The sequence below is a fragment of the Methylobacterium nonmethylotrophicum genome, from assembly GCF_004745635.1.
Classification (GTDB): domain Bacteria; phylum Pseudomonadota; class Alphaproteobacteria; order Rhizobiales; family Beijerinckiaceae; genus Methylobacterium; species Methylobacterium nonmethylotrophicum.
In genome coordinates this window covers 139,492-158,313 of the sequence record NZ_SRLB01000006.1, presented here as the reverse complement: position 1 = coordinate 158,313, position 18,822 = coordinate 139,492, and the positions used below count along the sequence as shown (strand labels likewise).

Annotated in this window: 16 protein-coding genes; 10 read left to right on the top strand and 6 right to left on the bottom strand. The window is 71.8% G+C overall.

Translation table 11 applies throughout. From position 1 onward, the window contains the following. Nucleotides 1-21: 21 nt before the first annotated feature. From EU555_RS09555 to EU555_RS09545, 3 genes are all read right to left on the bottom strand, one after another. The gene (locus tag EU555_RS09555; protein ID WP_135414434.1) at nt 22-2,274 is read right to left on the bottom strand and encodes an ATP-binding protein; all 2,253 of its coding nucleotides are present in this window, start codon (nt 2,272-2,274) and stop codon (nt 22-24) included. Between the two features lie 241 nt (nt 2,275-2,515). Continuing rightward, nucleotides 2,516-3,349 (bottom strand): NAD-dependent epimerase/dehydratase family protein, encoded by an 834-nt coding sequence (locus EU555_RS09550; protein ID WP_135414433.1) that lies wholly within the window; start codon nt 3,347-3,349, stop codon nt 2,516-2,518. Between the two features lie 48 nt (nt 3,350-3,397). After that, nucleotides 3,398-4,135, bottom strand: coding sequence for a GntR family transcriptional regulator (locus EU555_RS09545; protein ID WP_245524219.1), 738 nt, complete (start codon nt 4,133-4,135; stop codon nt 3,398-3,400). A gap of 152 nt (nt 4,136-4,287) precedes the next feature. Between EU555_RS09545 and EU555_RS09540 the strand changes: the two genes are divergently transcribed. Both EU555_RS09540 and EU555_RS09535 read left to right on the top strand, forming a co-directional pair. After that, nucleotides 4,288-5,592: an MFS transporter gene (locus EU555_RS09540; RefSeq protein WP_135414432.1), complete on the top strand. Its 1,305-nt coding sequence runs from the start codon at nt 4,288-4,290 to the stop codon at nt 5,590-5,592. 71 nt (nt 5,593-5,663) lie between these two features. Further along, complete coding sequence (locus EU555_RS09535; protein ID WP_135414431.1) at nt 5,664-6,599, top strand: SMP-30/gluconolactonase/LRE family protein; 936 nt, start codon at nt 5,664-5,666, stop codon at nt 6,597-6,599. Between the two features lie 22 nt (nt 6,600-6,621). Here EU555_RS09535 and speB read toward each other — a convergent pair whose 3' ends face one another. Beyond that, complete coding sequence (speB, locus tag EU555_RS09530; protein WP_135414430.1) at nt 6,622-7,668, bottom strand: agmatinase; 1,047 nt, start codon at nt 7,666-7,668, stop codon at nt 6,622-6,624. A gap of 368 nt (nt 7,669-8,036) precedes the next feature. Here speB and EU555_RS09525 point away from each other — a divergent pair, with 368 nt between their 5' ends. The 3 genes from EU555_RS09525 to EU555_RS09515 all read left to right on the top strand — a co-directional run bounded on the left by EU555_RS09525 (nt 8,037) and on the right by EU555_RS09515 (nt 11,176). After that, complete coding sequence (locus EU555_RS09525; RefSeq protein WP_167858499.1) at nt 8,037-9,383, top strand: MFS transporter; 1,347 nt, start codon at nt 8,037-8,039, stop codon at nt 9,381-9,383. Further along, nucleotides 9,343-10,365, top strand: a complete 1,023-nt coding sequence (locus tag EU555_RS09520) for a helix-turn-helix domain-containing protein (RefSeq protein ID WP_167858498.1) — start codon at nt 9,343-9,345, stop codon at nt 10,363-10,365. The genes EU555_RS09525 and EU555_RS09520 overlap by 41 nt, the downstream gene beginning before the upstream one ends. A 457-nt stretch (nt 10,366-10,822) precedes the next feature. Beyond that, the gene (locus tag EU555_RS09515; protein WP_135414427.1) at nt 10,823-11,176 is read left to right on the top strand and encodes a hypothetical protein; all 354 of its coding nucleotides are present in this window, start codon (nt 10,823-10,825) and stop codon (nt 11,174-11,176) included. A gap of 98 nt (nt 11,177-11,274) precedes the next feature. On the opposite strand, the gene EU555_RS09510 is transcribed toward EU555_RS09515, so the two are convergent. Further along, entirely contained in the window at nt 11,275-11,778 is a 504-nt protein-coding gene (locus EU555_RS09510; protein WP_135414426.1) for a Ros/MucR family transcriptional regulator, read from the bottom strand. Between the two features lie 367 nt (nt 11,779-12,145). On the opposite strand from EU555_RS09510, the gene EU555_RS09505 reads away from it, so the two are divergent. The 5 genes from EU555_RS09505 (at nt 12,146) to EU555_RS09485 (ending at nt 18,119) form a co-directional block, all read left to right on the top strand. Continuing rightward, on the top strand, nt 12,146-13,519 hold the full coding sequence (locus EU555_RS09505; protein WP_135414425.1) for an MBOAT family O-acyltransferase: 1,374 nt from the start codon (nt 12,146-12,148) through the stop codon (nt 13,517-13,519). Then, the gene (locus tag EU555_RS09500; protein WP_135414424.1) at nt 13,506-14,486 is read left to right on the top strand and encodes a hypothetical protein; all 981 of its coding nucleotides are present in this window, start codon (nt 13,506-13,508) and stop codon (nt 14,484-14,486) included. The genes EU555_RS09505 and EU555_RS09500 overlap by 14 nt, the downstream gene beginning before the upstream one ends. Next, nucleotides 14,483-15,097 (top strand): SGNH/GDSL hydrolase family protein, encoded by a 615-nt coding sequence (locus EU555_RS09495; RefSeq protein WP_135414423.1) that lies wholly within the window; start codon nt 14,483-14,485, stop codon nt 15,095-15,097. The genes EU555_RS09500 and EU555_RS09495 overlap by 4 nt, the downstream gene beginning before the upstream one ends. A 77-nt stretch (nt 15,098-15,174) precedes the next feature. Beyond that, the gene (locus EU555_RS09490; protein WP_135414422.1) at nt 15,175-17,520 is read left to right on the top strand and encodes an Orn/Lys/Arg family decarboxylase; all 2,346 of its coding nucleotides are present in this window, start codon (nt 15,175-15,177) and stop codon (nt 17,518-17,520) included. Beyond that, nucleotides 17,520-18,119 carry a GNAT family N-acetyltransferase gene (locus EU555_RS09485; protein ID WP_135414421.1) on the top strand — a complete coding sequence of 200 codons (600 nt, stop codon included), beginning with the start codon at nt 17,520-17,522 and terminating at the stop codon, nt 18,117-18,119. The genes EU555_RS09490 and EU555_RS09485 overlap by 1 nt, the downstream gene beginning before the upstream one ends. Before the next feature lie 91 nt (nt 18,120-18,210). Here EU555_RS09485 and EU555_RS09480 read toward each other — a convergent pair whose 3' ends face one another. Further along, nucleotides 18,211-18,729, bottom strand: coding sequence for a CreA family protein (locus EU555_RS09480; protein ID WP_135414420.1), 519 nt, complete (start codon nt 18,727-18,729; stop codon nt 18,211-18,213). Nucleotides 18,730-18,822: the final 93 nt, after the last annotated feature.

Here is an 18,822-nt window from a genome sequence, read left to right as displayed (position 1 = left end):
TACCTCTCTGAGGACGCCTCTCTAACGGGTGGGAAGCGTGAAGTGGAAGGTGGCGCCGTGGTCGAGCGCGCCCTCCGCCCGGACCTGTCCACCGTGGCGTTCGACGATGCGGCGGACATTGGCGAGGCCGATGCCCGTCCCCTCGAACTCCTCGACCCGGTGCAGGCGCTGGAAGACGCCGAACAGCTTGTTCACATAGGCCATGTCGAACCCGACGCCATTGTCGCGGACGTAGAACACCGCCTCGCCGTCGCGGTCCCCCTCGCGCCCGACCTCGATCACCGCTTCCTGCCGCCCGCGGGTGTACTTGACGGCGTTCGACAGGAGGTTCTCGATCACGAGCCGCATCATCACCGGATCGGCCCGGGCCTGGCCGAGCGGCCCGACCTGCCAGCGGATCGCCCGCTCGAGGGGAATGTCCCGGATCAGCCGGCGGCGCACCTCCTCGACCAGCTGGTTCATGTCGCAGGGGATGCGGTTGAGGGCGTTGCGGCCCATCTGCGAGAAGGTCAGCAGGTTGTCGACGAGGGTGCCGGCGGCGAACGCCGCCTCGACGATCGTGTCGACGTAGCGCCGCCCGCGGTCCGAGAGCCGGTCGCCCTCGCGCGAGCGCAGCAATTCGGCATAGCCGACGATGTGGCGGAACGGCGCCCTGAGGTCGTGGCTGACCGAGTAGGAGAAGGCCTCGAGCTCCTTGTTCGAGCGCTGCAGCTCCTCCGTGAGGGCGGCCAGCTCCTCGGCCCGGCGCAGCACGATGCCGAGCACCGCCCCCCGCAGGTCCTTGGCGGTGTCGACCTCCGGCACCGACCAGGGCAGGGAGCGGCCCTGCACGGTCTCCTTCCAGGTCTCGAAGGACTGGCGCGGGTGCAGCCGGTCGGGGCCACCGGCCGGGTCCTTGGTGGCGGCCTTGGTCGGGTCGCCGCCCCACCGCACGGTCTGCACCACCTCGGGCCTGAACCACAGGACGTAGCTGGCGTACTTCTCCGAGATCGAGATCGCGAGGAGCCCGCTCGCCGTGTCGGCGATGGTGCGCGCCGGCGGGTATTCCTCGGAGAGCGCGTCGGTGACGTGGACGGCCTCACCGGCATGCTCGGACGAGAGCCAGTCGTAGACGCCGCGCACCTGCCGCTCCGTGGGCGTGCGGCCCACGAGGTGGCAGCGCTGGTCGGTCACGATCGCGGCGCCCCCGGCATTGGCCAGCGCCAGGACGTCCCCGGGGTGCTTCAGGAACCCTTCGACGAAGTTCTCCTCCTCGGCCATGAAGCCGAGCAGGCGGGCCTGGATCGCGCCGAGCGCCAGGCGCTGCTCGGCCAGCGCCCCGCGCTCCTTGGCGGCGAGCTGCAGCGCGAAGGTCTGGGTGAGGATGTCGCAGGCGTTGCGGGTCTGGAGCGGCACCCGCCGCGGCGTCTTGTTGTGGCAGGAGATCAGGCCCCAGAGCGCGCCCTCGACCAGGATCGAGACGGACATCGAGGCCATCGTGCCCATGTTGCGCATGTAGGCGACGTGGACCGGCGAGACGCTGCGCAGGACCGACTGGCTGAGGTCGAGGGGCGCCCCGGTCGAGGGCGTCCGGGCCGGGACGATCGGGACCGGCTCGTAGGCCGCGTCCGGGATGATGCGCAGGCGGTTGCGGCGGTAGAGCTCCCGCGCCTGGGCCGGGATGTCGGAGGCCGGGAAGCGCAGGTCGAGATAGGAGGGCAGGACGCCGTTGCCGTCCTCCGCCACGACGGTGCCGTGCTGGTCGCGGTCGAAGCGGTAGACCAGGGCGCGGTCGAACCCGGTGAGGAGGCGGATGTCGGCGGCGAGCAGCCCGCACAGTTCCTCGACGCTGCCGGCCCCGTGCAGCGCCTCGATGAAGGCCCGCAGCCGCGGATAGAGCGTGTCGAGGCTCCCGGGGGCGGCCTCGCCGGCGCTCTCCTCGAACTCGAGCACCGTGAGGGCGCCGGAGCGGTGGGCCGCGAGGTCGTAGGCGCGGGGGCCGTCGCCGGTCTCGAGGACCAGGGTGCCGAGATAGGCCGCGCCGTCGCGGCCGAGCTGCGTCGCCATCACCTCCAGGATCGGCGCCCCGACCTCCGGCAGCGCCTCGCACAGGGGCCGGCCATGCGCCCGGGCGGCGGGGCGCCCCGGCAGGTCGGGCAGGTTCGCGCTGGCCTGGACGATGCGCAGCTCCGGCCCTTCGAGCGCCAGCAGGAAACCGTGCGGCTGCAGGGTGCCGAGGATGTGAATCGGCTCCCTGTCGCAGGCCGTGAGTTCCGCCGGTTGCACAGACCGCATGGCTGCCCTCGCCGCTGAGCATCATTCCGCCGGCCTTTTACGGCCGATGCCGAGTGACCACCGGTTCGGCGGCAACACTGATGCAGACACAAGAGGCCCGGCAGAACTGCGCCATGCGGTTCTGCCGAGCGATGCCCGAAGCTCTCACGAGCTTGGGCAGCGGCACCTTATGGGAGGCGACCGTCTCCGACCAGTGCGGCGGACGAGCCCGCCCTCACCCCTTCCATCCTCACCTCTGGCCTCATCCCTCGCGCCGCGGCCGCTCCGCCTCCGGCGTGTAGTCCATGGTCGTGAAGCTGCCGCCCTGGAGGGTGCGGGCGATCGGGTCGAGGGGATTCTCCCGGGCCAGGATCTCCTCGGCATAGTCCTCGGCCGATTGCGTCGGCCGGTAGCCGATCACGGCCGCGGCCGCGCTGTTGTCCCAGTAGCTGCGCGGATTGTTCGAGGCGCCCCAGACCGCGATGGTGCCGGGGACCGGTGCCGCGATGCTGCGCAGCACGAGCTGGGTCAGGTCGTCGTGGCCGAGCCAGGTCGAGAGGTGGCGGAACTCCGTCGGCCGCGGGAGCGCGCTGCCGATGCGCAACGCCACGCCCTCGATCCCGTGACGGTCCCAGTACATCTGCCCCATCAGCTCGCCCCAGGCCTTGCTCAGGCCGTAGGCCCCGTCGGGCCGGAACGGCGCGTCGATGGCGAGCCGGTCGTCGACCGAATGCATCCCGAAGGCGTGGTTGGAGCTGGCGAAGACCACGCGCCGCAACCCGTGCCGGCGGGCGCCCTCGTAGACCGCGTGGAGCGCGATCAGGTTGTTCTCGATCACCTCCGGCAGGGGCTTCTCGACGCTGGTGCCGGCCAGGTGCACCAGGACCTCGGTGCCGGCGAGCAGCCGGTCGACCGCCTCGGGATCGCGCAGGTCGCCGGTCGTCACCGTCTCGGCCTCCGACAGCGGCGTCAGCGCCGTCGGGCCCCCACCCGAGCGCAGGACGATCCCGGCGGCGATGAGCCGCGGCCGCAGCACCGCCCCGATCTGACCGCCCGCCCCCGACAGGGCGACCCTGATCCCTGCTGCCTCGCTCATGCTTCCTCCCGTGTCACTGTCGTTGGTGGCGCACCTGGACGGCGCGGATCACGCCTCGTCGTCGAGGAGCGAGGGCCCGTCGTCAAGGATCGTCGCGACGTGATGGGCGAGCGCCGCGGCGAGCGCCGGCCCGTCCCGGCTCTCCGCCGCCTCCAGGATGCCGAGATGGCGCTGGGCGGTGTGGGCCAGGTCGGCCGGCCCGGCGATCAGCTTGAAGCGGTGGTTGTGGGTCAGGCAGCGCAGCAGCATCGGCTCGAGGCCGGGCCAGCCGGCCTCGGCGAAGAGCCGGCGGTGGAACTCGCGGTCGGCCTGGGCGAGCGCATAAGGATCGCCGGCCCCGGCCGCCGCCTCCATCAGGGCGAGCTGGGTCTCGAGGTCGGCCCTGAGCGTCCCAGGCCGGCCGGCCGGGCGCGCGCAGGCCCGGCGGGCGGCGCGGCATTCGAGGTCGCGGCGCAGGCGCAGCATCTCGACCGCCTCCTCGGGGTTCAGGTCCGACACCCGGGTGCCGCGGTGGCCGGAGCGCTGCACCAGCCCCTCCTCCTGAAGCAGCAGGAGCGCCTCGCGGATCACGCCCTGGCTGCAGCCGAACCGGCCCGCGAGTTCGAGTTCGAGCAGGGCCGCCCCGGGGGCGGTCTCGCCCAGCATGATGACGCGGCGCAGGCCGTCGGCCACCTGCGCGTGGCGGCGCGCCCGCGGCGGGAGCGGGCGAGCGGCGACCGGAACGGTCGCTCCGGGCCTCTCGGGCCCCACGGACGCGGCGGCGATCATGTCTCCGGCCTCGGTCATGCCCCCTCCCTTATCAGGCATTATCGATATCGATAATCACCAAGACGCTCCGTGCGGCCCCCGCCGGCAGGAAGACCGGACCGGCGCAGGGCCTTGATTCTGCATTGTTTCCGGCCCGGCCGGCAATGACGCCACAGAAGAGGGGGACGCGGATGGCCGAGGTCAGCGGCCGGCGACCATCATCGACGAAGCCGAGCGGCCTGCGCTGGCGCATCCTGGCGCTGGTCGGCCTCGGCACGGTCGTCAACTCCCTCGACCGTAACACGCTCGGCGTGCTGGCGCCTTTGCTGAAGGACCAGCTCGGCTTCTCGACCGAGCAGTACTCGTTCATCGTCGCGGCGTTCCAGATCTCCTACGGGGTGATGCAGCCGGCGGCCGGCTTCCTCACCGACCTCATCGGCCTGCGCACCGGCTACTGCCTGTTCGCGCTGGTCTGGGGCTCGGCCTGCGCGCTGCACGCGCTCGCCGGCAACTGGCAGGCGATGGCGGCCTTCCGGGGCCTGCTGGGCCTGGGCGAGGCGGCGGCGATCCCCTCGGCGGTCAAGACCTCGACCCTGTGGTTCCCCCCGAAGGAGCGCTCGATCGCCACCGGCTGGTTCAACACCGGCTCATCGATCGGCGCCATGATCGCCCCGCCCCTCGTGGTGTGGCTGTCGCTCACCTGGAGCTGGCAGGTCGCCTTCGTGGTCACGGGGCTCCTGTCGGTCGGCGTCGCGGCCCTGTGGTGGCTGTTCTACCGGGATCCGCAGGCGCATCCCGGCCTGTCCGAGGCCGAGCGGGCCCATATCGGCGCCGACGCGCCGCGGGCGGCGCCGCCCAAGCCTCCGGTCAAGGCGGTGGTCGGGCGGCGGCAGTTCTGGGGCATCGCGGTCGCGCGCTTCCTCACCGAGCCGGCCTGGCAGACCTTCAGCTACTGGATCCCGCTCTACATGGTCAGCGCGCGCGGCATGGACATCAAGCAGTTCGCGCTCTTCGCCTGGCTGCCGTTCCTCGCCGCCGATCTCGGCTGCGTGCTCAGCGGCTACCTCTCGCCCTGCCTCAGCCGGCGCTTCCGGATCTCGCTCGCCAACTCGCGCATCGCCGGGATCGGCATCGGGGCGGTCTGCATGGTCGGCCCGGGGCTGATCGGGCTCGCCTCCAGCCCCTTCGCGGCGATCTGCCTGTTCTCGCTCGGCGCCTTCGCCCACCAGATGCTGTCGAGCCTGCCCTACGCCGTCGTCACCGACCATTTCGCCCCGCACGAGCTCTCGACGACGACCGGCCTCTGCGGCATGGCGGGCAATCTCGGCGGCGCGCTGTTCTCGCTGCTGATCGGGCAGCTCGCCGGCCGCATCGGCTTCGAGCCGCTCTTCGCCTGCCTGACGGTGTTCGACCTCGTCGCGCTCCTGGTGGTCTGGCTGATGCTGGGCGAGCGCCGGCCGGCGCAGCCGCTGCCGGCGGGTGTCGCCGCGCATTGAACCCGGCTTGCATCGGAGGCGGCGGACCGCGAAGGTCCGCCGCACGAAGAAACGACAGGAGGACAGCCCCCGTGTGGACGCCGACGACCCGGTATCCCGACCCCGCCATCGAGGTCATCGACCCCTCGTTTGCCCGCTACCGGGTGTTCAGCGCCGGGGTCGAGCGCCTCGCCACCGGCTGCCGCTGGAGCGAGGGCCCAGTCTGGTTCGGCGACGGGCGCTACCTCCTGTGGAGCGACATCCCGAACAACCGCATCCTGCGCTACGACGAGGAGAGCGGCGCGGTCTCGGTCTTCCGCAAGCCGTCGAACTTCGCCAACGGCAACACCCGCGACCGCCAGGGCCGCCTCGTCACCTGCGAGCATGGCGGGCGGCGGGTGACCCGCACCGAGTATGACGGCGCCATCACGGTGCTGGCCGACGCGTACGAGGGTAAGCGGCTGAACTCGCCCAACGACGTGGTGGTGGCCTCCGACGGCGCGGTCTGGTTCACCGACCCGCCCTTCGGCATCCTCGGCAACTACGAGGGCGAGCGGGCCGAGCCCGAATCGCCCCAGAACGTCTACCGCCTCGACCCGGCGACCGGGGCGCTTTCGGCGGTGGCGACCGACCTCGCCGGGCCGAACGGCCTGTGCTTCTCCCCCGACGAATCGATCCTCTACCTCGTCGAGTCGCGGGCGCAGCCGAACCGCCGCATCCTCGCCTTCGACGTCCAGGGAACGACCCTGACGAACCGGCGCGTCCACATCGATGCCGGCCCCGGCACGCCGGACGGCTTCCGGTGCGACGTCGACGGCAACCTCTGGTGCGGCTGGGGCATGGGCACCGACGCCCTCGACGGCGTCATGGTCTACAACCCCGAGGGCACGCTGATCGGCCGCATCCGCCTGCCGGAGCGCTGCGCCAACCTCTGCTTCGGCGGCCGCCACCGCAACCGTCTGTTCATGGCGGCGAGCCAGTCGCTCTACGCGGTCTACGTCGACACGCAGGGCGTGGCCGGGGGGTGAGGCGCCCCCGGCGCCGCGGTCCCTACCCGCGGCGACGCCGCCCCGCCGCCACCAGGCACAGCAACTCGAACAGCACCTGCGCGGCGCATTGCGCGGTGTTGCTGGTCTGATCGTATTGCGGCGCGACCTCGACCACGTCGCCGCCGATCACGTTCAATCCAGCCAGCCCCCGCAGCAGCGCCAGCACCTCGCGCGGCGTGAGCCCGCCCATCTCGGGCGTGCCGGTGCCGGGCGCGAAGCCCGGATCGAGGCTGTCGACGTCGAAGGAGATGTAGGTCGGGCCGTCGCCCGCGACCTCGCGGGCCCGGGCGATCACCGCGGGCAATCCGAGCTGCGCCACCTCCTCGGCGTGGATCACGGTCATGCCGGAGGCATACGAGAACTCCCACAGGTACTCGGCGCCGCCCCGGATGCCGATCTGGATCGTGCGCTCCGGATCGAGGACGCCGTCGAGCACCGCCTGGCGGAACGGCCCGCCGTGATGGAACTTCGAGCCCTCGTAGACGCCCCCGGTGTCGCAATGGGCATCGATGTGGATCATCCCGACCGGCCGGCCCGCGCCCACCGCCCGCAGGGTGGCGCGGCTGATCGAGTGGTCGCCCCCGACCGCGAGCGGCACCACGCCCGCCTTCACCACGGTGGCGAAGAACGCCTCGATGTCCTCGTGGCAGCTCTCGAGGGAGAAGCGGCTGCGGAACGGCACGTCGCCAATATCGGCGGCCGTCAGCTCCGCCGCCGGCGTCATCCGCAGCACATGCTCGTAGGGACCGATGCGCTCCACCGCCCGCACCGCCCGCGGCCCGTGGCGGGCGCCGGCCCGGTTGGTGACGCCGAGATCCATCGGCACGCCGATCAGCGCCACGTCGAGGCCGCCGAAATCCGGCAGCGTCGCGGCCTCGGGGCGGTACGGCAGGTCGAGGAAGGTGGCCGGGTCCGCGAAGGGCCACTTGCGCCGGTCGCTCTCGCTGAATTGCTGCGCCGCCGCCTTCGCGAAGTCCGGGTCGTCGATGTCGCCGCCGGTCGCGTCGAGGTAGCGGGCGCGAAGGGCCGCGAGCTTGGCCTGATCCATGAGAGGCTCCGGGACGGGAGGGCCCGCGCGGTGGTCGCGGGTGCAGCACTCGAAGGGGCGCCCCCGCGCGGAGGCCCGGCGCGCCCGGCGTGCCCTCGGCCCGCGCCGCCCGGCCGTGACTCAAGCGCAGGCCGGCCATGCTGGCAAGCCCGTTGTCCGGGCGGTCGCCGACGGTCCAGGACGGGGTGACCCAGAGTATCGTCTCCGGTCGGCAGCGCGCCGGCATCGCCGGCAGCCTTGTCTCCACGCATCGAGAGCTGCCACGCCATGAACGATCCCCGCCGCGACGCCTGCCGCATCGACCGGCACCCGAGCGGCGGCGCGCCGGGTCTCGGCGCGCCGGCCTCCTGAGCGGAGACGGCGACCTCATGCGGCTTCCCTTCGCGCCGGCCTGGCCGGGCGTCTGGCTGCTTGCCGGCGCTCATCTCCTCGCCTTCGCGGACCGGTTCCTCGCCGCCCTGGTCGCCCCGGCGATCAAGGCCGACCTGCGCCTGAGCGACTTCGAGCTCGGCCTCTCGCAGGGCACCGCCTTCGTGGCGGCCTACACCGTCGCGACGCTCCTGGCCGGTCCGCTGGTCGACCGGGTCCACCGCCCGCGCCTGATCGCCGGCGGGATCCTGGTCTGGAGCGTCGCCTCCCTGGCCTGCGGGCTGGCGACGGATCTCGGCGAGTTCGTCCTCGCCCGGCTGCTGCTGGGCCTCGGCCAGGCCGCCCTCACCCCCGCCGCCCTCGCGCTCATCGCCGCCCGCCAGCCGCGCGATCAGATCGGGCGCGGCGTCTCGCTCTACACCGCCGGCGCCGTCCTGGGGCGCGGCGCGGCGCTGATCCTGGGCGGCGGGCTCCTGGCGGTGCTGCCCGCGACGGTGCCGGTGGGAATCGGCGGCCCGGTCGCGGCCTGGCGGGTGCTCTTCCTGCTGAGCGCCCTGCCGAACCTCGTCCTGGCGCTCCTGCTCCTGCGCCTTTCCGATCCCGGGCGCGAGGGCGCGGGAGGGGCGCGTCGGCCGGCGCGCGTCGGTCCCTGGCTCGTCCGCCACGCCGGCCGCTACGCCGCCCTGACCCTCGGAGGTGCGGCCGTGACGCTCGTCGTCCAGACGACCAATGCCTGGGCGGTCACGCTCCTGGTGCGCCGCTTCGCCCTGCCGCTCTCCTCCGCCGGCATGCTGTTCGGCCTCGTCGTCGCCGCCGCCGCGCCGCTCGGCCAGATCGCAGGCGGCCGCCTGCTCGACCGACGGGCCGGAGGCGGCCTGCCCGGCGGAGCCTTGCTCCTCGGCTCCCTCGTCGGCACCTTGCCGTTCGCCGTCCTCGCCGGTCTCGCGGACGGCCCCGTCCTCGGGCTCGCCGCGCTCGCCGCGATGGTCTTCGGCCTCGGCATCGGCTCGGTCGCGACGCTCGCCGGCCTCCAGATCGTCACGCCGCGCGGCCTGCGGGGCCGCGTCACCGCACCGTTCATGGCCGGCATCACCCTGGCGGGATTCGGGGTCGGGCCCCCGACGGTCGGGCTCCTGGCGGACCGTGTGTTCGGCGAGGCAGGACTCGGCCTTGCCCTGCTGGCGACCAACGCCACGGCCTATGCCGTCGGTATCATTGCCGTCGCGTGCGCTCTCCTCTACGGCGGCAGGACGACCGCGGTGGAGCCGATGCGGGCCGGCCGCCGCTCGGCCCCGCGAGCGCGCGATGGACACGATCACCCTGAGCCCGGATCCGGCCGGCGATGAGGCCGCCTTCGAGGCCTACCGCAGGCTCTACAGCGGAGGGGCCGACGTCGACCGCCGGCCGGGTCCGCTGCGGACGGAGGTCGTCGCCCACCGGCTGCCGCGGCTGCTCCTGTTCGACCGCCGCCTTGCCGGCGTGTCGCACGTCCGCAGCCCGCGCCGGGTCGCCCGCGACGGCTTCGACCACGTCACAATCCACCTCGTCCTCTCCGGCAGCATGATGCTGGAGGTGCCCGGGACGGTGCGCCGGGTCGAGGCCGGCGGCCTGGCCCTGTTCGACCTCACCCGGCCGCAGCGGACCTGGACCGACGGTGCGCACATCGTCACCGCCGCGGTCGCCCGGGATCGCCTCGGCCCGTCGGTCCTGGACGGGCTCGACCTGCACGGTCGCGTTCTCGGGCCCGCAGAGGCGGGCCTGGCGATCGACCTCGTGCGCTCCCTGGCGGCGCATGCGGCGACGCTGACGCCGGATCTCGCAGCCGCCGCGACGGATTCCCTCGGCCTCGTGCTCGGTGCGACCCTGGCCTCCCTGCGCGACCGGGCCGCGCCGATGCCGCCCGCGGTCGCGGCCGGCCGCGACCGCGCCCGAGCGGTCGCCTTCATCGCGCAGCATCTCGCGGATCGCGACCTGACCGCCGCCGCCATCGCGTCCGGGGCCGGCCTGTCGCGCAGCGTGCTCTACCGGCTGTTCGAGCCCGCGGGCGGTGTGGCCCGTTTCGTGCAAAGCCAGCGCGTCCTGCGTCTGCGCCGCGCCCTGTCCCGGGTGGGTGAGGACCGCACGATCGACGAGCTCACCGCCGCGGCCGGCTTCACGTCGCCGAGCCATGCCGGACGGGTGTTCCGCGAGACGTTCGGCGTGCCGCCCGGAGAGTACCGCCGCGCGCGGCGCACGCAGGGCGGGGGGTTTGAACGAGGGGAGGCACACCCGGTTCTCGGCCCAGGACCGGCCGCCGGCCTGGCCGCGTGGCACGGCGAGCTGCTCTGAGCCGGACCGCCGGGCCACCGGCGCAGATCCCCGGGACGTGGAAGCGTGGCGGGGGCGGGGTGGATCCGGTCACGCAGCACCGGGGCACAATTCAATCGCAGAGTTCCGATCCGGTCATGCGCGCGGCCGTCATGATCATGTCGTCAGTGTGCTCAATGACCGGGGCGGACACCGATGCGGAGAAGTTGCGCTAGGGCATGCCATGCACGTTGCACGAGGCACCAGGATTTTTCAGACGGCCGATCTTGCCAGGACGGCTTGACATTGCGTCAGAAAAATATATACCGTGGGAAGCAAAAATAAAAAACTCGACGTAAAACGCCACGGAAATCGACTCCGTGGCCGCGTCAACTTGCGGAATCGGGGCTCCTTCATGTCTTTGTGGTCAAGTCTGAGGGACGACATCAGCGACTTCAGGACGAGCACGAACGAAGAGTGCGTCCTTGTCAGGAAGGATATGTTCTTCGGCATCCTGCAGCAGATGCTGCAGCATGTACCGGTCGATGAGGTGTGGTATCTCGACCGTCATCGCGACGTGCAGGAGGCCGTGGCCGCCGGCGCATTCGCGTCGGCCAAGGATCACTTCGTCAAGCACGGCTATTTCGAGGGCAAGCTGCCCTACGCGATCCCTGTCGACGAGGCCTTCTACCTCGACGCCTATCCGGATGTCCGCGAGGCGATCCGCACCGGCGCCATCGCCAGCGCCCAGCTGCATTTCCTGCAGAGCGGCTACAAGGAAGGGCGCGTGCCCCACGCGGGGTTCTCGCTGTTCACCCTCGACCGCGGCCAGCATGATCCGGCGGCCGCGTGATGCGCCCGCTCGGCCCCCGTGGGACACGCGCCCGATGAGCCGCCGCCCGGAGGGCGGCGCTCACCGGTCCCGATGAACCGCCGGGCAGCAGGCCGGCTTCAGGCGCTCCGGCCGCGGCCGCGGCGGGCCGGCTTCGCCTCGGCGACCGACGCCTTCACGACGGCGTCGGACGCGGCGCGCTTGGCGGCCGCCGCAACGGTGCGGCCCCGCCCGAGGCCGATGCTCTTGGCGAGTTCCGAGCGCTGCGCGGCGTAGTTGGCCGCGACCATCGGGTAGTCGTGAGGCAGGCCCCACTTGCGCCGGTACTCCTCGGGGGTGAGCCCGCGGGTCGAGAGGTGGCGCTTGAGCGACTTGTACTGCTTCCCGTCCTCGAGGCTGATCAGGTAGTCCGGGGTCACCGTCTTCTTGATCGGCATCAGCGGAACCGGCTTCTCCGCCTCCTTGGCCATCGGCTGGCCGAGGGTGACGAAAGCGCTGTGCACGGTGCCGATCAGGCCGGCGAGATCCGCGGCCGGGACGGAGTTGTTGGCCACGTAGGCGGCGACGACATCGGCGGCGAGGGCGACGAAATCGACCTCCTGGACCAGATTTTCTTGCGACACGGATAATCGTCCTAATTTTACGCACCCGTTCGACGGGCATGGCTGCGATATCGGGCATCGCGCCGCGGTTTCAACCCGTCCCGACCTATTCACCCCGGAATTTCCCACAGATGCTTTTGATAAACCGGCAGCTTCGCGGCACGCCGTGGCGGTCCGCCGGATCCCGAGATTCACCCAAGCCTTGCGCCGAGGAGCGATTAGTGCAGCCTACTCTGGCGCCGAAGGCCGAGCCGGGGCAGCGACGGCGCGGGATGCTGAGTCAACGGCGCCGATGCCGGACCCGCGCCGGCGCTCCGTCCCGCAGGCCGACACTTTCCCCGGAACCGAACTTGCTCTACCGCCGATTGACGATCGGCGAGGCGCCGCCATGCCCTTCAACTCCCTCCCGTTCCTGCTGCTGTTCCTGCCGGTGGCGCTCGGGCTGCACGCCCTCTGCGTGGCGAGGCGGCCGGGCTGGCGCGTCCCCTGGCTCGCTCTCCTGTCCTTCGCCTTCTACGGATGGTGGGACCTGCGCTTCGTGCCGCTGCTCGCCGGCTCGATCGCCTTCAACTGGCTCGCCGGTGAGATCTGGCGGCGGACCGGACGCGCCGGAATCCTGACCTCGGCGATCGTCCTCGACCTCGGGCTGCTCGGGCTGTTCAAGTATCTCGGTTTCTTCGCAGCGCTCGTCGATGCCGCGACCGGGGCCGACCTGCCGCTCGTGGCGCTGGCGTTGCCGCTCGGCATCTCGTTCTTCACCTTCCAGCACGTCGCCTACCTGGTCGACCTGCGGCGCGGCACGGCCGAGCGGATGACGCTCCCCGAATACGCCGTCTATGTCGCGTTCTTCCCCCGGGTGATCGCCGGGCCGCTGGTGCAGCCCTCCGAGCTTCTGGGCCAGTTGCGCGGCCCCGAGGCGACGTCGGCCGACCGCGCCGCCTGCGGGGTGACGCTGCTGACGGCGGGCCTCGCCAAGAAGGTCTTCCTCGGCGACGGGCTCGGCAGCTTCGTCGATCCGGTCTGGGCGGCCGCGGCGGCGGGCGGGCAGCCCGGCTTCGCGGCGGCGACGCAGGCGACCCTCGGCTATGCGCTCCAGCTCTATTTCGACTTCTCGGGCTACACCGACATGGCGCTCGGCCTCGCGCTCCTGTTCGGCATCAGCCTGCCGGACAACTTCCGGGCGCCGTACCGGGCGGCCTCGATCCAGGATTTCTGGCGGCGCTGGCACATCACCCTGTCGGCCTTCCTGCGCGACTACCTCTACATCCCGTTCGGCGGCAGCCGGCACGGGCTGCCGCGCCAGCTCCTCGCGCTCTTGGCCACCATGGCGCTCGGCGGCCTGTGGCACGGGGCCGGGCTCACCTTCGTGGCCTGGGGGGCGGCGCACGGGCTCGCGCTCGGGCTTCACGTCCTGTGGCGCCGCGCCGGTCTCGCCCTGCCGGAGGCGGCGGGCGTCGTCGCGACCTTCACCTTCGTGTGCCTCGCCTGGGTGCTGTTCCGGGCACCGGACTTCGCCACCGCGCTCGCGGTCTATCGCGGGCTCCTCGGCCTCGGCACCGACACCACCGGGGTCGCGGCCGCGTTCTGGCCGCTGGCCGCCGGCGCCGCCGTCCTGGCGGTTCTCGGCCCCACCGCCCGCGAGGCGGCGGAGCGCCTGATCCCGCAGGGCTGGGCCGCCGCCGCGACCGCCCTGGTGCTGGCCCTGGTCCTGCTTCAGGTCGGCAACGACGCCAACCAGGCCTTCATCTATGCCCGGTTCTGAGGCGGCCTCCCGCCGCTACCTCGCGCTCACGGCGGCTTGCCTCGCGCTCCTCGCCACCGCGATCGCCGGGCGGGTGATCTGGTTCGACGCCTACTGGGTCTTCCGCCAGGATCCGCCCTGGCTGCGTGAGACCGGCGGCAACAGCCGCCTTCTCGACCGGCAGACCCGCCGGGCCAAGGTGCTGCAGGCGCTGACGCGGCCTTACGACCTCGCGCTCATCGGCAGCTCGACGGTCTATCACGGCCTCGACCCCGACGACGTCACGGCCGTGCCGGCGCCCCGGGTGTTCAACACCGGCATCTCGGCGCTGATCGCCACGGAACTGCCGGTGATCGCCGCGGTGGTCGCCGCGCGCGCGCCGGCCCGGGCGACGCTCGGGCTCGACTACTACATGTTCTCGCGCCCGAGCGTGCCGGTGCATCTCGACGAGGCGCTCGCCACGCCGAGCGGCCGGGTCGCGGCGCTGATGGGCAGCGTGCTCGGCCGCTATGCCCTTGAGGACAGCCGGCTCGCGGCGGTCGCGGGCGGCGACGATCCGGGCGCCTGGACCCGCGCCGGCTTCCGACGGAACCCGCCCCTGCCCCCGGCGCTGACGCGTGAGAACGACGCCACGCGCCGGCGCACCACCGTGCCGTTCCGGCCCGAGACCCTGGCGGGCCTCGACCTCGCCCTCGACCGGCTCTCGGGCGTCGCGCTGACCGTCTACCTCTCGCCGGTCAGCGACGCGCAGCGGCGGGTCCTCGCCGATCTCGGGCTCACCGACGATTTCGACCGCTGGCGTGCGGCGGTGATGCGGCTTTGCGCCGCCCGCGGGCGGCCGGTTCGCGACCTCACCGACCTCGGGAATCCCTATCCCTTCGATCCCGCCGCCGGTTCGACGGCGGCCTGGCTCGACAACCTGCATTATACGCCGGTGATCGGCCGCCAGGTGCTGGAGCGGCTGGGATTACGGCAGGCTCCCCGATGAACGACGCTCGCCCCCCTGCCCCGCCGCTGAAGGACACGGGCCTTCGTCATCACCACGCGATGCTGGCGCGCCTCGCCGCCGGGCCGGCGCCCGAGGCGGTGATCCTCGGCGATTCGCTCGCCGCCGGCTGGCCCGGGCCGGACCTCGACCGCGCCACCGGCGTGCCGACGCTCAATCTCGGCCTTCCCGGCGACCGGGTGCAGACCACCCGCTGGCGCCTCGCCGCGATGGCGGCCTTTGCCATCCGGCCCCGCCTCGCCGTCGCGATGGTCGGCACCAACAGCTTCGCGGAGGGCGACGATCCGGACACCGTCTCGACCGGCCTCGCCGCCCTGGTGGCGGCGATGCGGGCCGCCTGGGCCCCTTCGGTGGTCGTGCTGGCCACCGTGCCATGGCGGGCGCCCCCACCGGGGCGCGGCGAGGCCGACCGCCTCGCCCTCAATGACGCCATCGGGGCCTTGGCGGGCCGCGACGCGCTCCGCCTCCTCGACTGCGACGCCGCCCTCTCGCCCGATCCCGCCGCCGGCCTCGAACCCGACCGGCTCCATCTCAACGCGAGCGGCTACGCCGCCCTGAGCACCGCGCTCGCGGCCCTCCTGCGGGACGGGTGAGGCCCGCCGCTGTCATCGGATCGTCACGCGAGCGGCCGACACGCAAGCCATTCCGCCAGGGACAGGAGCCCCGCCCGATGGACTTCCACCGCCGCTTCACCGTGCTGATGTGCACGCCGGCCTTCGACCCGGACGACCTGGAGGGCGCCCGCGTCAACCAGATCGTCGCGGCGGTCGAGGAGCGCGGCTTCGAGGTGGTGCGGGCGCGGCGGGTCGAGGACGCGGCGATCACGGTGCAGACCGACGCGGCGGTGGGCTGCCTGGTGGTGGACTGGGGCAAGCGCGGCCTCGACGGCAAGGCGGCGGCGCTCATCGACATGATGCGCAAGCGCGGCCTCGAGATGCCGATCGTCATCATGGTCCGGCGCAAGCGCCTGGAGGACATCCCCGTCGAGCTCCTCGACTTCATCGACGGGTACATCTTCCTCGCCGAGGAGACGCCGGAATTCATCGCCCGCGGCCTCGTCAGCCGGGTGACCCAGTATGCCGAGACCCTGAAGACCCCGTTCTTCGGCGCGCTCGTCGACTACGCCGAGAAGGGCAACCAGCTCTGGACCTGCCCCGGCCACAACGGCGGCATCTTCTACAACCGCTCGCCGATCGGGCGCATCTTCGTCGAGCACTTGGGCGAGGCGATCTTTCGCGACGACCTCGACAACTCGGTCCTCGACCTCGGCGATCTCCTGACCCACGAGGGCCCGGCGCTCAAGGCGCAGAAGGAGGCGGCCCAGATCTTCGGGGCGGAGAAGACCTACTTCGTCCTCAACGGCACCTCGGCCTCGAACAAGATCGTGCTGTCCTCTCTCGTCGCCGAGGACGACCTGGTGCTGTTCGACCGCAACAACCACAAGGCGGCGCATCACGGCGCGCTCTTCCTCGGCGGTGGCATCCCGATCTTCCTCGAGACCGACCGCAACGCCTACGGGCTGATCGGCCCGATCTTCCACGAGGCCCTCGACGAGGACCGCATCCGGCAGAAGATCCGCGACAACCCGCTGGTCAAGGACCGCGAGGCCTGGCGCAAGGAGCGCCCGTTCCGCGTCGCGGTGATCGAGCAATGCACCTATGACGGCACGATCTACGACGCCCGCGAGATCGTCGCGAGGATCGGCCATCTCTGCGACTACATCCTGTTCGACGAGGCCTGGGCCGGCTTCATGAAGTTCCACCCGCTATTCCAGGGCCGCTACGCCATGGGGCTGACCGGGCTCGACGAGACCTCGCCCGGCATCATCGCCACGCAATCGACCCACAAGCAGCTCGCGAGCTTCAGCCAGGCCTCGCAGATCCACACCAAGGACGGCCACATCCGCGGCCAGACGCGGCGCGTGGAGCACCGGCGCCTCAACGAGAGCTTCCTCGTCCACGCCTCGACCTCGCCGTTCTACCCCCTCTTCGCCTCCCTCGACGTCGGCGCCCAGATGATGAAGGGGCGCTCCGGCATGATCCTGTGGGACGACACGATCCGGCTCGGCATCGAGTGGCGCAAGAAGGTGCGGGCGATCCGCCGGGAGTTCGAGGAGAACGAGCGCGATCCGAGAAGGCGCTGGTTCTTCGACCCCTTCGTGCCCGACATGGCGACGGGAGCCGGCGGCGCCGAGGTGCCGTGGGAGAGCCTGCCGACCGACGAGCTCGCCTCGGACCCGCGGCACTGGGAGCTGAAGCCCGGGGCGCGCTGGCACGGCTTCACCCACGTGGCGCCGGGCTACGCGATGACGGACCCGAACAAGCTCACGGTGCTCACTCCCGGCTTCGACCGGCAGACCGGGGAATATACCGAGCACGGCGTGCCGGCGCCGATCGTCGCCCAGTACCTGCGCGAGAACCGGATCGTGGCGGAGAAGAACGACCTCAACTCGCTGCTCTTCCTGCTGACGCCCGGCGTCGAATCCTCGAAGGCCGGCACGCTGATCTCCGGCCTCGTCGCCTTCAAGCGCCTGCACGACGACAACGTGCTCCTGGAGGAAGCGATGCCCGAGTTCGTCCGGCGCCGGCCGCAGCGCTACGGCGGCGTGCGCCTGCGCGATCTCTGCGCCGACTACCACGCCTTCCACCGGCAATCGGGCACATCCAGCCTGCAGCGCAAGCAGTTCGCCCCCGAGCACCTGCCCGAGATGGTGATGCCGCCGAAGGCCGCGGCGCAGATGCTGACGCGCAACAACGTCGACTTCGTGCCCATTACCGAGGCCGCGGGGCGGATCGCCACCACCCTGATGCTGGTCTATCCGCCGGGCATCGGCACGGTGCTGCCGGGCGAGCGGCTCGACGGGCGGGCCAAGCCCATGCTCGACTACTTCACGATGTTCGAGTCCGCCGCCAACCTGTTTCCGGGCTTCGAGGCGGAGATCCAGGGCGTCTACCGCCAGGTCGAGCCCGACGGGCGCATCCGCTTCTACACCTACGTGCTGCGGGACGGGCGCTGATGGAGGCCGCCTCGACCCAGCCCGGGATCGTGATCCGGCCCTCGACCGACGCGGATGTGCCGGCGATGATCGAGATCTACGAGCATCACATCCGCCACGGCGTCGGCGATACCGGGGACTTCGAGGAGGACAGGCTGCTGCCGGACGACCTCAAGCGCCGGCGCAAGAACATGCGCTCCAAGCGCCTGCCCCACCTCGTGGCCGAGCGCCACGGGGTGGTGGCCGGCTACGCCTACGCGGTGCCGTTCCGCAAGCGCCCGGCCTACCGCTACACCCTCAAGCACTCGATCTACGTCCATCCCGGCCACCTGCACGCGGGGATCGGCCGGCGCCTGCTGCCGGCCCTGATCGAGGCCTGCGCCGCCGGCGGCTACCGCCAGATGATCGGCTACATCGACGCCGAGAACGCGGCGTCCTTGCGCCTGCACGAGGCCTGCGGCTTCGCCAAGGTCGGCCACCTGCCGGCGGTGGCCTACCGTTACGGCCGCTGGGCCGACAGCGTGATGGTGCAGTGCCCGCTCGGCACGGGCGCGTCGGACCAGCCGTCGACCTGGCGCCGGGAGGCGGTGGCGCAAGGTGCGCGGGCGCCGCTGCCGTGAGCGGCGGTGCGCAGACGCCGCAGGACCGGCCACGGCTACCCTAAGGGAGGCGGGAGCCGGGGAGGTGCTGCCTCCCGGCCCGATCCGCTCCTCACCCCTTCAGGAAGTCGCCGCATTTCGGCGGCGGCTCCGTCCCCCATGGCATCAGCGGTACCGTCGAGGTCGAGTTCTTCGGCGAGCCCTCCACCACCTTGTCGGAGTAGACCATGTAGATCAGGGTGTTGCGCTTGACGTCGCAGCCGCGCACGATCTGCATGCTCTTGAAGATCAGCGAGCGGCGCTCACTGAACACGACTTCGCCCTGCTTGATCTTGTCCTTGATCTTCACCGGCCCGACCTGCCGGCAGGACAGCGAGATGTCCGAGACCTCCTCGGCGAGGCCGAGGGTACCCTTGATCCCGCCCTTCTCCGGCTGGGTGTAGTGGCAGGCCACCCCGTCCACGTCGGGATCGTCGATGCCGTAGACCACGAGCTTGTCGTTGGGCGTGAGCGGCCGCCACACCGTCGACTTGTCGAAGATCCGGTCCGGCTCCTGCGCGGCCGCCGTACCGGCGGCTGCCCCGAGCCAGGCCACCGCGCAGACCGCCCTGAGACCCCGCCGCCACACCATCGCGTCAACCTTTCCGTGAACAGGCTTAACGTATGTAGGGAGGCTGTCGCGCGGCGGCGAGGGCGGCTAGAACGATCCCGTCCCGCCACGCTT